This is a genomic window from Nitrospira calida, assembly GCF_976986435.1.
Map to the genome: position 1 here is coordinate 1905595 of NZ_OZ335950.1, position 12102 is coordinate 1917696.

A 12102-nucleotide genomic window follows, 5' to 3' on the forward strand; every position below is an offset into this window, starting at 1 on the left:
GCGGCGTGGAGCCTCTATAAAAAAATTGATCCGGCTGGAAGCGTGCGCGATTCTAGCGAGTGCCTTCTTTGCCTGTCAAATGAACACGCGCACGGAGTCGCGTGCACGAGCTCCGCATCGGAGCGGTGTGTTCGGCGACTGGAGGAAACTGCCGTCGTCTTGACACCGTATCGACGCGAAGTTAGAATAAGACCAAATTTTTCGATGGGTTCTCTCGCGAAACGCCCTCTCCAGTCTGCAACCTAGCTAAAGGAGGCAGGATGTTCGAACGATTCACGGACAAAGGTCGAAAAATCATTATCCTGGCAAGAGAAGAAGCCGAGCGGCACCAGAACGACTATCTGGGCACGGAACACCTTGTCTTGGCCATTCTCCGTGAATCGGACGGCATCGCCTTGATGATTCTCAAGAAGATGGGGCTGTCCTCTGAGCAAATCAGACTCGAAATCGAGCGGAATCTGCCCAGCGGGGGAACTACCATGACCTTCGGGGAGATCCCCTTCAGTCCGCGGGTAAAAAAAGTCATCGAGTATGGAGTCGAGGAAGCCAGGCTGCTGGGCCACAACCACATTGGAAGCGAACATCTGCTTTTGGGGCTGCTACGCGAAGAAGAAGGTATCGGTGGCAAGATTCTTCGCAGTCTTGGCGCTAACCTTCTCACGGCCCGCCAACTGACGGTCACCTTCCTGAGAAAGTCTGCGCCGCGCGAACGGGATCGGAAAAGCAATACGCCGGCGCTCGATGAATTCGGGAGGGATCTGACCCAACTGGCTCAAGAGGGACAACTTGATCCCGTCATCGGCCGAGCCGATGAAATTGAACGCGTGCTTCAGATTCTCAGTCGCCGCACGAAGAACAACCCGGTATTGATCGGCGAATCGGGCGTCGGCAAAACGGCCATCGTCGAAGGGCTCGCCCAACGGATCGTTCAATCCGAGGTGCCCGACAACCTGCTTTCGCGCCGGGTGATCGCCCTCGATCTCGGTTCTCTGGTCGCCGGCACCAAATACCGAGGGCAATTCGAAGAGCGCTTGAAGGTCGTGATGAAAGAGATCGTCCAGGCCGGCAACATCATCATTTTCATCGACGAACTCCACACCTTGGTCGGGGCTGGCGCGGCGGAGGGTTCGATTGACGCGTCCAATATGCTGAAACCGGCCTTATCTCGCGGCGAGATTCAGTGCATCGGCGCCACGACGCTCGACGAGTACCGGAAACATATCGAAAAGGACGGCGCCCTGAAACGGCGGTTCCAGCCGATCTATGTCCAGCCTCCAAGCATCGACGAGACGGTCAGGATCATCCAAGGCCTCCGCGATCGTTACGAAGAACATCACGGAGTCGAAATCACCGAAGAGGCCATCATCGAGGCGGTCAAGTTGTCGGACCGATATATCACCGATCGGTTCCTGCCTGACAAGGCGATCGATCTCATCGACGAGACCGGCTCCCGGGCCAAGCTGCAGAGTTATGCGCTTCCGACCGAACTGAAGGCTCTGGAACAGGAGCTCAAAAAAGTATCGCGCGACAAGGAACTGGCAATCTCGATGCAGAATTTCGAGGAGGCCGTCCGTCATCGCGAAGAGGAAGAGCGCCTGCGCAAGCTGCTGGATGAATCCAAGCGCGAATGGAAGAAGGCACAGGAAAAGCAGAGACCAGTTATCACCAAGGAAGACGTCGCCTACGTCGTCTCGAAGATGACCGGCATTCCGTTGTTCAAGCTCGAAGAGGAGGAGTCGAACAAGCTCTTGCGGATGGAGGAGTTCCTCCACAAGCGGATCGTCGGCCAAAACGAGGCTATCTCCGCGGTCTGCCGGGCCATCCGCCGGTCGCGCGCTGGCTTGAAAGAAACCAAGAAACCCATCGGCTCCTTCATTTTCCTCGGACCGACCGGTGTCGGCAAAACGGAACTCGCCAGAACGTTGGCCGAGTTTCTCTTCAACACCGAGGACGCGCTGATCCGCATCGATATGTCCGAGTATCAGGAGAAGTTCACCAGTTCGCGGCTGTTCGGCGCGCCGCCCGGCTACGTCGGATACGAAGAGGGAGGCCAACTGACCGAAAAGGTCCGCCGCCGACCGTATTCCGTGGTGCTGTTCGATGAAATTGAAAAGGCTCATCCCGATGTCTTCAATGTTCTTTTGCAGGTCCTGGACGACGGCGTGCTCACAGACAGCCTGGGGCGCAAGGTCGATTTCAAGAACACCGTCGTGATCATGACGTCGAACCTCGGTACCAAGCTGATTCAGAAGGGCGTGTCGCTCGGCTTCCACAGCGCCGAACAAGGCGAGCGGGAGCGTCGGATGAGGGATGAGGTGCTGGGCGAGCTGCGGCGCGCCTTCAGTCCTGAGTTTCTGAACCGGATCGACGAGATCGTCGTGTTCCATCCACTGGAGAAGGAACACCTCTATAGCATCTTGGACATTCTGCTGAGAGAGCTGAACGCGCGTTTGCTGGAGCGCGGCGTCGAAATCGAAATCGACGAGGAAGTCAAGCACTGGCTGATCAAGGAGGGATACGAACCCCTCTATGGTGCCCGTCCCATGCGGCGCACGATTCAACGGACCATCGGCGATCCTCTGTCTGAGGAGATCATCAAAGGCCGATTCAAAGATTGCCGCAAGATCAAAGTGGTGCTCCGAGACGGTGCTCCCGCGTTTATCGAACAGGAAGCGATGGCGGGAGTGTAACCCGGTTGGAAACGAGCGTACGGGAGTTTGTCATCCACTGGGGCACATCTGAAGCGACCCCCGTAGAAACGATGGGAACGCGGGGGTCGCTTTGTTTTCTCCACCCAACGATCAGACTCCGCTACGGACACCTTCCACTCGCCTTCGGCCACTTCTGATACCGCCATGCGTCGCCACTCGGCTGTATCTTCTTCTTGCTCGCCATACGGGCCGATACTCGGTGTCGAAACCTCCTGCGACGAAACGGCGGCCGCTGTTGTGGGTCCCGACAGGAAGGTATGGGCCAATATCGTGTTCTCCCAGCATGACCTGCACAACCGCTATGGGGGCGTCGTCCCCGAGCTGGCTTCACGGCGACATATCGAACGGATCGAGACCACGGTAAGCGAAGCGCTTCGCGCCGCGCAGCTCCGCTGGTCCGACCTGAAAGCTGTCGCGGTCACTCAGGGTCCCGGATTGGCCGGTGCTCTGCTGGTCGGTGTCAGTTATGCCAAGGCCGCCGCGTTCGCGTTGAAGCTTCCCTTCGTCGGAGTCAGCCACCTCGAAGCCCACATCGCATCGGCTTGGATCGAGGACCGGGAATTTCCGATTCCTTGCGTGGTTCTGGTCGTCTCCGGCGGGCACACTCATCTGTATCTTGTCCGCTCCGATGGATTCTATAGTCTCCTCGGACAGACGCTGGATGACGCCGCTGGCGAGGCTTTCGACAAGGCGGCTCAGATGCTCGGACTCGGGTATCCAGGCGGGCCGGCCATCGATCGGCTTGCCAGGACGGGCGACCCAGGCGCCGTCCGATTTCCACGCGCCCATCTCAAAAAGGGGAGTCTCGACTTTAGTTTCAGCGGACTCAAGACGGCGCTGCTCTACCATTTGAGAGATCGCAATGGAGCGGTGCGGGACGTTCAAAAAGCGGACTTGGCGGCTTCTTTCCAAGAAGCGATTGTGGACGTGTTGGTCATTAAGGCGTTTGAAGCGGTGCGTCGGCATCGTGTACCGGCACTGGCCGTGGTCGGGGGAGTCTCGGCCAACTCTCGGTTACGCGCTCGGTTGGCCGGACAGGCCGCCGAAGCAGGGATCCGCCTGGGCCTGCCATCGCTGGCATACTGTACGGATAACGCTGCCATGGTCGCGGCAGCTGGGCTGAACGCGTTGGAACGAGGTAGACGATCAACCTGGGAACTCGAGTCCGACGCTGAACTGTCCCTGGCCGCGATCGCGGTCGATTCGTCGCCTGATGCCGAGCGCCCATAGGGCGGCGATCGGAATCACTCGGAGGTTGTCCATTCCCACCGTTCTCGGACATGTTGCGGGCCTCAAACCCAGTCAGATGACCCGGCTCGAACATCTGTGTCGCCGCCGCGTGCCCAGCGACAAGGTCATCAGCCCCGAATTGGCGCGACACTGCACGGAGTTGGCACGGGAAATCGGGCGATCCATCGGACTGCTCATCACCCGGCGCGGCGCGGTTGAGCAGGTGCTGGTCGGGGACGGATGCGTGCCATCGCTCCGCGATCTCGCCAAATTCAGGGCCGGACCTCGCGCGTTGCGCGGTATCCGGCTGGTACGTGCACAGTTGGACAACTCGCCTTTGAGCCAGTCGGATTTGACGCACCTGGCGCTGCTACGGCTGGATTTGATCGCCGCCATTGGTGCGGGCGACGACGGCCGGCCGGCCGACGTTCATGTCGCCCATTTGCTGCCGCCCAACCCACGCGGGCAGGTCCATGAGGTTTTGGCGCCGACTCCGTTGCACAACTTACAGTTGGAGTGCGACAAATTCGTGGCCGCTTTGGAGACGGAACTGATGCGCGCGTCGTCAGGCCACACGGTCGGCGACCGCGCGGAATCCGCGATTCTGGTCAGTGCTTCGCCGCGAAGCCGGACCGTCCAGGAAGACCGGCTGGAAGAGCTGTCGGAACTGGCCGCTTCGGCCGGCGTGCATGTATTGGATAAAATCATTCAGCGGACGTCCGAGCAGCACCAACGATTCTTGCTGGGCAGCGGCAAGTTGAAAGAGGTCGTCATCCGGGCTCTGCACTGCGGGGCCGACTTGCTGATTTTCGATCAGGACCTGACGCCGGCGCAGGTGCGGGCGATCTCGGAGATTACGGAGATGAAAGTCATCGATCGGACCCAACTGATTTTGGATATTTTCGCCCGCCGCGCCCATAGCCGAGAAGGCAAGATTCAGGTCGAATTGGCGCAACTCCGTTATTTGCTACCCCGCCTCTCAGGACGCGGCGCGACGCTATCCCGCCTGGGCGGCGGCATCGGGGCGCGGGGACCGGGCGAGACAAAACTGGAAACCGATCGCCGCCGAGTCCGTGACCGCATCGCGCATCTGGAGCGAGAACTCTCGCTGTTCGCGCGGCACCAGGATCAACGGCGCGCCCGCCGGCTCCGGCACGCCCTGCCGATCGTGTCCATCGTCGGGTACACCAATGCCGGCAAGTCCACGCTGCTCAATGTGTTGACCAAAAGCCGGGTCTCGGTACAGGACCGACAGTTCGAAACCCTCGACATCACGAGCCGACGGCTCCGTTTCCCGCGCGATCGGGAGATCATCATCACCGACACGGTCGGCTTCATCCGCGACCTTCCGAAAGAGCTTATGGGCGCGTTCCGTACCACTCTCGAGGAGTTGCGGGACGCCGATCTGCTTCTGCATCTGCTCGACGCCAGCGCCAAGGACCTCGACGGACAGATGGCGGCGGTCGAAGCAATCCTCGCCGAATTGCAACTCGACCGCATTCCCCGCGTCTTGGTGTTGAATAAATGTGATCGGCTGCCGCCGCGCGAAGTCGAAATACTGCGCCGCCGTTACAACGCGTTGAGCATTTCGGCTCTTGATCCGACCACCCTCCCTCCGCTGATTGACTATCTTGACGCGCATGTGGCAAATGTGTCCCCTCGCTGGAATGAACAGGCTGGCGAATGGTGCAGCGCCGTTCCGGCGGCTGTGGTCCCCTGAACGCCGCTTTTTGCGAGCTGAGTGGTTAATCGTGTCGAGAACGACCGGCGAAGCGTGACAGACACAAAACCGCACAAGCGAGTGCAGCACATCCTTCGTGCGCTTCGCCGGATCTGGCCGTCGGCTCGGGTGGAATTAAAGTACCGGAACCCATGGGAGTTGTTGGTCGCCACGATCCTGTCGGCCCAGTGCACGGACCGGCGCGTGAATCAGGTTACGCCGGCGCTCTTTAAGAAATACCTCAGGCCCGCCGATTACGCCCGCGCGAAACGGACGGAACTGGAGGCGATGATCCGTTCGACCGGGTTCTACAAGAGCAAGGCAAACCACCTCATCGAATGCGCCAAGTCTGTGGAGGAGCGCTTCGGCGGAAAAGTCCCCCGCACCATGGAGGAATTGACGACCTTGCCTGGCGTGGGACGGAAGACCGCGAGCGTGGTGCTCGGTAACGCGTTCGGGCAGCCGGCCGTCGTGGTGGATACCCACGTCAAGCGGGTGGCCACCCGCCTGGGACTGACTCGATCGAGGGATCCCGACCGAATCGAAGAGGATCTTCAGCGCGTCATTCCGAAGGACAAGTGGACGGAAGGGTCACAACTCCTCTTGTTGCACGGTCGATACGTGTGCCTCGCCCGCAAACCCAAGTGCGGGGAGTGCGCCATCTACGACGACTGTCCGTGGGAAGGGAAGCGGCCCCGATGATTCGCAGCATGACGGGCTACGGCCGGCGCGAAGCGAGTTGGCGGCGGGGATCCGTGGCGGTGGAAGTGCGCGCAGTCAATCATCGTTTTTTGGAGATTGTGACGCGGTTGCCACGTTCGCTGAGCGATCTCGAGGAACCATTCAAGAAAGCGGTGCAACGGCGTTGTCTTCGCGGCCGTGTGGAGGTGACAGTCTCGCTAGGGGGCGAAAGAGACGCGGCGCGAGCCGTCTCTCTTGACCGTTCCCTCGCCAGGCAGTACCATCAAGCCCTCCGTGAGCTGCAGAAGGATCTGCGGATCGGCGGAACGATCGATCTCGCGCTGCTCTCCGGTTTCCGGGACATCATGGTGATCACGGACCAGCCGAGCAGCGATCCACGGCTCAGCCGTCTGACCAAGCGGCTGCTTGACCAAGCGTTGACCGATCTGGACCGCATGCGCCGCCGCGAGGGAGCCGCGCTGGCCAAAGACATCCGGGAGCGACTCCGTTCGATCCGAATGGCGAAGAGCTTCATCGCCGAACGCGCTCCCGAAGTCGCGCGGGAAGCGTTTATCCGTATGAAAGCCCGGGTCGAGAACCTTCTCGGGGCCAACCCGCCGGATGTCGGACGGTTGAATCAGGAATTGGCGATCTACGCCGACCGTTGCGACGTCACCGAAGAATTGGTCAGGCTTGATTCCCATATGGTACAGTTTGATCACCTCCTGCGGCGGGAGGGCTCGGTGGGTAAGACGTTGGATTTTCTGCTGCAGGAAATGGGGCGCGAGATCAACACCATCGGCTCCAAAGCCGCCGATGCCGAAATCGCGAGGCGGGTCGTCCACATCAAGTCGGAACTGGAGAAGATTCGCGAACAGGTCCAGAACGTTGAATAGCCGCGGCTGCTGAGGCGAGCCTTTCTATGCCATCCGAACCGTCGCCAACCAGAAAGAGTTCCTCGGAACATCGGAGGGGACTGCTGTTCATCGTCTCCGCGCCGTCCGGAGCCGGAAAGACCACGTTGTGCAAACAAATCGTCTCCATCGTTCCAGACGTGTGGCATTCGATTTCCTACACGACTAGAAAGCCGCGCCACGGTGAAGAGCACGGACGTGACTACTATTTCGTCGAAGAACGCGTGTTCCAGGACATGATCGAGCGGAACGAGTTTCTGGAGTACGCCCGCGTCTACGGCCACTGGTACGGCACACCTAGAAAAGCCCTGTCCGACAAGCTGGAACAGGGGATCGATGTCCTGCTGGAAATCGATGTCCAGGGTGCGATGCAAGTGAAGAAAAAATTCGAAGACGCCGTCTATATTTTCATTCTTCCCCCGTCGCTGGAAGTCCTGCGGACGCGGCTTCAGGCCCGTGCCGGCGATTCTCCGGAGGAAATCCAACGGCGCCTCCAGAAAGCCCGCGAAGAAGTTTGGAGTTACCGCGAGTATTACTACATCGTGCGAAACGAGGAGCTGAAGCAGTCGCTGAAAGAGCTGGAAAGCATCTTTTGGGCAGAACGGATCAAGACCAAACGGCTTGATATGGCCTGGCTGGAGGAGAACTTTATCCTGGATAAAGAGACCAAGCCCACGGACAGAGACGCGTCTGCGGCTGCGAAAGGGAGCACAAAGACCCATGGTTGACATGTTGTCCTTATTACCGGAATTTGATCACGATCGGTTCGATTCCCGTCACCGGCTTGTCCTCGTCGCCGTTCAGCGGGCGAAGCACTTGATTCAGGGAGCCAAGCCGACCGGCACGTCGAAGTTCACTAAAGAGACGACGATCGCGCTGGACGAGGTGCTGCGCGGCGAAGTGCAGTTCTTGACCGGAAAAGAGGCACGCGAGGCGCTTCGGGAAGCCAAGCGCAGCAGGGAGACAGAGACCGAGCGTATGGCGGCCGTGACCGGTGAGGACGCCAAGGAGATCAAGAAAGAACTGAGCGTCTACGTCGATGATTCGGTCAAGCCGGCTGCTGAACCGGAAAGCGAAGAGTAACCAGCGGTCGTGCAGGCTGAGCCAATACCCAAGTTTCTCGGGAAGCGGATCGTCCTCGGCGTCACCGGGAGCATCGCTGCCTATAAGGCGGTTGAACTGTTGCGCTCACTGGTCCGGGAGGGGGCGCACGTCAACGTGGTGCTGACCGAGGCCGCCGCGCGGTTCGTCGCGCCGCTCACCTTCGAGGTGCTCTCCGGGCAGCCGGTCGCCACCGACCTCTTTGCGACGCACCAGGAGATGCTTCATCTCCGCCTGCCGGAACAGGCTGATGCGATCGTCGTCGCGCCCGCCACCGCCCATTTCTTGGCCAAGGCCGCGTTGGGGCTCGCGGATGATCTGCTCAGCACGTTGCTCCTGACAACCCGCTGTCCCTTGATCATTGCGCCGGCAATGGACGGCGACATGTGGGCGCATCCGACTGTGGTATCCCACGTCGCCCAACTGCGGCAACGAGGCGCGCTCATCATCGATCCCGTCGAAGGCCCGTTGGCCTCCGGCCGAATCGGACAGGGACGGCTGGCCGAGGAAACGACGATCCTCGCCGCGATCGAGGCGCAACTCTCTCGGAGTCGGGACTGGGTCGGCGAGCGCGTGCTGGTCTCGGCTGGTCCGACTCAAGAACCCATCGATCCGGTCCGCTTCATCTCGAATCGTTCCTCCGGAAAAATGGGCTATGCCATCGCCCAAGCGGCCCGCGAGCGCGGCGCGGCGGTCACGCTCGTGACCGGCCCGACGTCGCTTCCTATTCCTGCGGGGGTTGACGCCGTGGCCGTCACCACCGCGGAGGAAATGGAAAAGGCGCTGATGATGCGACTGGCCTGGGCAACCGTCATTATCATGGCCGCCGCAGTCGCGGACTTTCGTCCGAAACATCCGGCGGATCACAAATTGAAGAAGACAGAACACGCATGGAAATCCTTGACGCTCGAACCCACCCGCGATATTTTGCATCTTCTGTCTAAACGCCGCACCTCGCAGATTTTGGTCGGTTTTGCCGCCGAGACGCAGAATCTCGTCGCCCATGCCAAGGAAAAGCTCATACGCAAACGTCTCGACTTGATCGTCGCCAACGATGTGCGCGCCGAAGGGGCCGGTTTCGGATCCGACATGAATGCAGCGACGCTGATCGACCGTGATCAGCGCGAAATTCGGCTCCCCCTGATGCCCAAGCGGGAACTGGCCCATCACATCCTCGATGCGATCCAGCGTTTGCGCACTGACGTCCGGCGGACCTGTTCTCAAACGGACTAGCGGCGATCTGGTGCTCGCCGATGCCGTCTTCGCTGCCTTTTGAAGAGCGTGTTCGTTTTTCTGAGATCGAACGACTTACCGCCGCGTTAGCCAGAGATCCACAGTCAAAGGTCTTTCTCCCTCTGGCCGAAGAGTACGGGAAAGTGGGCCTGTGGCAGGAGGCCGCCGCGGTGTTGGAAGCGGGGCTGCAAGTGCTTCTGGGATTCGTCACGGCGATGGTGACGCTGGGAGGCGCCTATGTGCATCTCGGACAAACCGCAAAAGCCAGAACGCTCCTCGAGGATGCGGTCAGGAGACGCCCGGACAATCTGGGAGCTCACCGCACGCTGGCCTAAATGCATGCCGCCGAAGGAGTCAAAGAAGCGGCGTTGCGTTCCTGCGAGGTGATCCTGACGATCAATCCTCAAGACAAAGGAGCAGTGACGCTCAAATCCACCCTCGACCGATATCCGTGGGGACCACCGGTCGAACCCGAAACCTATCGACGCACAGCGGCTCGCCTCGAAAAAGCACATCCGCCTGACCGGGGCGAGGAGGCCCGGTCCCACGTCGCCGGCCTGGCGGCCGACTCCGCAACTTCCGATAGGCCTCAGACATTGCGCAAACGGGCACGCCTCGAACAGCTGCTAAGGACCATCAGACTTCGGCATCGTGGGTAAGGCGAGCCTGAACCTTTGTTTGACCCGACTTCGACGGATTGCTACAATAGTTGTCCCAACCCAGTTGGAAAGGGGAGCCGAGGAGTGCGGTTTGTGGAAGCACGGACCGGTGGAATCAGACATGGTGCGGATGCTTGTGCTCCACGGCCCTAACCTCAATCTGCTGGGAACCCGGGAGCGATCGCTGTACGGGACCACATCCCTGAAGGCTGTCAATGACGCCATCACGCGGCTGGCCGAGCAGATAGGAATCCATGTCGAGATCAAACAGTCGAACAGCGAAGGCGAACTGGTCACCTGGATCCAAGAGGCCAGAACAGGATTCGACGGTCTCATCATCAATCCGGCCGGATACACCCATACCAGCGTGGCGATTCGAGACGCGATCGCGGCAACCGCTTTGCCGACCGTCGAAGTGCATTTGACCAATATCCATCAACGGGAACCGTTCAGGCACCGCTCTTACATCGCCGGCGTGGCGTTGGGCCAAGTCTCGGGGTTTGGTCCGACGGGGTATCTGCTCGCAATGCGTGGTCTCCTCGATCACCTGAAGTCCACTCGAACGGCCCGGCGGACTCCGCGCAAAGGCGGCGGAAAAGCGTAGACGGGGCAAGTGGGCGATGCCTGGTCGATCCGCGTCCAACCGGTCCGCATGTGCATCATCTGTTTTCACCGTCATCGATGAGAAGCGAAAGAGAGGAAGAGGACTGTGATTTCGACCGCCGATTTTCGTAATGGTGCCCGTATTCTGGTCGAAGGCGAGCCTTACTACATTGTGGAGTTCCAACACGTCAAGCCCGGCAAGGGCGGGGCGTTCGTACGCACGAAGCTCAAAAGCTACAAGACCGGCAACGTGCTGGATCGCACGTTTCGATCCGGCGAAAAGTTCGAAGAGCCCGATCTCGATGAACGCGAGATGCAATTCCTCTACGCGTCGGGGGATTCCTATACGTTTATGGACACGGAAACGTATGAGCAGTTCATCTACGACAAGAAACAGTTGGGACCCAACGTCGATCTGCTCAAGGAAAACATGATCGTCAAGATCCTGATCTACGAACACCAGCCGATCGCCGTGGAGCTGCCGATCTTCATCGAGCTGAAGGTGGTAGACGCGGAGCCGGGCGTCCGGGGCGACACGGCGTCTGGGGGGAGCAAGCCCGCCGTCGTCGAGACCGGCGCCGTCATCAAGGTGCCGTTGTATCTCGAGGTCGGGGAAGTCATCAAAATCGACACGAGAACCCGCGAATACGTGGAGCGTGTTCGGTGAGCAAATCGCGATCTCGCCCACGGGCGCGCAGGGAGCGCGGCCGACCCATCATTTTGCCTCGGGCTTTCGCCGATGTGGCGAGAGACCGGCCGTTGCTGTCCAGCGATCAAACCAAGCAGGTGCAGGAGCTCATCGACCTGCTGCGGCGCAATCATTTGACGGAGTTGGAGGTCGAGCGCGAAGGAACCCGCATCCGGCTTCGGCACGAAACGAGCATCCGTCCGCAAACCGCGTCGACACCGGAAAGCCAGCCGGCGGCTCAACCCGCTGCCGGTCAAATGCCGAGCGGCCCGCCGGTCCAGGACACGACCGGCTTGGTCACCATTACCTCTCCGATCGTTGGCACCTTTTATCGCTCTCCCTCGCCCGATGCCGACCCGTACGTGGAGGAAGGCGACTTCGTCAAGAAAGGACAGGTGCTGTGTATCGTGGAAGCTATGAAGCTCATGAACGAGATCGAATCCGAGGTGGACGGGAGAATCGTCAAAATTTTGGTCGAGAGCACTAAACCGGTGGAATACGGTCAGCCGTTATTTCTCATCGATCCAAAGGCCGCGGAGTAGGAACAGGGGCGGGTTGAAGA

At 59.9% G+C, this 12102-nt stretch carries 12 protein-coding genes; all 12 read left to right on the forward strand.

Annotated features, from left to right (window positions below; all coding sequences use genetic code 11):
• Positions 1 to 260 precede the first annotated feature (260 nt).
• The 12 genes from ACWHTU_RS09470 (at position 261) to accB (ending at position 12082) form a co-directional block, all read left to right on the forward strand.
• Complete coding sequence (locus ACWHTU_RS09470; protein ID WP_447863278.1) at positions 261 to 2690, forward strand: ATP-dependent Clp protease ATP-binding subunit; 2430 nt, start codon at positions 261 to 263, stop codon at positions 2688 to 2690.
• Positions 2691 to 2855: 165 nt separating this feature from the next.
• Positions 2856 to 3941, forward strand: coding sequence for a tRNA (adenosine(37)-N6)-threonylcarbamoyltransferase complex transferase subunit TsaD (gene tsaD / locus ACWHTU_RS09475; RefSeq protein ID WP_447863279.1), 1086 nt, complete (start codon positions 2856 to 2858; stop codon positions 3939 to 3941).
• Between the two features lie 76 nt (positions 3942 to 4017).
• Positions 4018 to 5661 carry a GTPase HflX gene (gene hflX / locus ACWHTU_RS09480; RefSeq protein ID WP_447863280.1) on the forward strand — a complete coding sequence of 548 codons (1644 nt, stop codon included), beginning with the start codon at positions 4018 to 4020 and terminating at the stop codon, positions 5659 to 5661.
• Between the two features lie 54 nt (positions 5662 to 5715).
• The gene (nth, locus tag ACWHTU_RS09485) at positions 5716 to 6363 is read left to right on the forward strand and encodes an endonuclease III (RefSeq protein WP_447863281.1); all 648 of its coding nucleotides are present in this window, start codon (positions 5716 to 5718) and stop codon (positions 6361 to 6363) included.
• The gene (locus tag ACWHTU_RS09490; RefSeq protein ID WP_447863282.1) at positions 6360 to 7238 is read left to right on the forward strand and encodes a YicC/YloC family endoribonuclease; all 879 of its coding nucleotides are present in this window, start codon (positions 6360 to 6362) and stop codon (positions 7236 to 7238) included. Before nth ends, ACWHTU_RS09490 begins: the two co-directional genes overlap by 4 nt.
• 26 nt (positions 7239 to 7264) lie before the next feature.
• The gene (gene gmk / locus ACWHTU_RS09495; RefSeq protein WP_447863283.1) at positions 7265 to 7984 is read left to right on the forward strand and encodes a guanylate kinase; all 720 of its coding nucleotides are present in this window, start codon (positions 7265 to 7267) and stop codon (positions 7982 to 7984) included.
• Positions 7977 to 8339, forward strand: a complete 363-nt coding sequence (locus ACWHTU_RS09500) for a DNA-directed RNA polymerase subunit omega (protein ID WP_447859095.1) — start codon at positions 7977 to 7979, stop codon at positions 8337 to 8339. The genes gmk and ACWHTU_RS09500 overlap by 8 nt, the downstream gene beginning before the upstream one ends.
• Before the next feature lie 9 nt (positions 8340 to 8348).
• On the forward strand, positions 8349 to 9590 hold the full coding sequence (coaBC, locus tag ACWHTU_RS09505; protein ID WP_447859096.1) for a bifunctional phosphopantothenoylcysteine decarboxylase/phosphopantothenate--cysteine ligase CoaBC: 1242 nt from the start codon (positions 8349 to 8351) through the stop codon (positions 9588 to 9590).
• 20 nt (positions 9591 to 9610) lie between these two features.
• Positions 9611 to 9925, forward strand: a complete 315-nt coding sequence (locus ACWHTU_RS09510; protein ID WP_447859097.1) for a tetratricopeptide repeat protein — start codon at positions 9611 to 9613, stop codon at positions 9923 to 9925.
• Between the two features lie 448 nt (positions 9926 to 10373).
• Positions 10374 to 10853: a type II 3-dehydroquinate dehydratase gene (gene aroQ, locus ACWHTU_RS09515; protein WP_447863339.1), complete on the forward strand. Its 480-nt coding sequence runs from the start codon at positions 10374 to 10376 to the stop codon at positions 10851 to 10853.
• Between the two features lie 105 nt (positions 10854 to 10958).
• Entirely contained in the window at positions 10959 to 11519 is a 561-nt protein-coding gene (gene efp / locus ACWHTU_RS09520) for an elongation factor P (RefSeq protein WP_447859098.1), read from the forward strand.
• Positions 11516 to 12082: an acetyl-CoA carboxylase biotin carboxyl carrier protein gene (accB, locus tag ACWHTU_RS09525; protein ID WP_447859099.1), complete on the forward strand. Its 567-nt coding sequence runs from the start codon at positions 11516 to 11518 to the stop codon at positions 12080 to 12082. Before efp ends, accB begins: the two co-directional genes overlap by 4 nt.
• Positions 12083 to 12102 lie beyond the last annotated feature (20 nt).

What these genes read in the sequence shown, in the direction of transcription:
- ACWHTU_RS09470 (WP_447863278.1), top strand. Translation starts at nt 261, where the DNA reads ATGTTCGAACGATTCACGGACAAAGGTCGAAAAATCATTATCCTGGCA.
- gmk (WP_447863283.1), top strand. Translation starts at nt 7,265, where the DNA reads ATGCCATCCGAACCGTCGCCAACCAGAAAGAGTTCCTCGGAACATCGG.
- tsaD (WP_447863279.1), top strand. Translation starts at nt 2,856, where the DNA reads ATGCGTCGCCACTCGGCTGTATCTTCTTCTTGCTCGCCATACGGGCCG.
- ACWHTU_RS09490 (WP_447863282.1), top strand. Translation starts at nt 6,360, where the DNA reads ATGATTCGCAGCATGACGGGCTACGGCCGGCGCGAAGCGAGTTGGCGG.
- hflX (WP_447863280.1), top strand. Translation starts at nt 4,018, where the DNA reads ATGACCCGGCTCGAACATCTGTGTCGCCGCCGCGTGCCCAGCGACAAG.
- ACWHTU_RS09500 (WP_447859095.1), top strand. Translation starts at nt 7,977, where the DNA reads ATGGTTGACATGTTGTCCTTATTACCGGAATTTGATCACGATCGGTTC.
- ACWHTU_RS09510 (WP_447859097.1), top strand. Translation starts at nt 9,611, where the DNA reads ATGCCGTCTTCGCTGCCTTTTGAAGAGCGTGTTCGTTTTTCTGAGATC.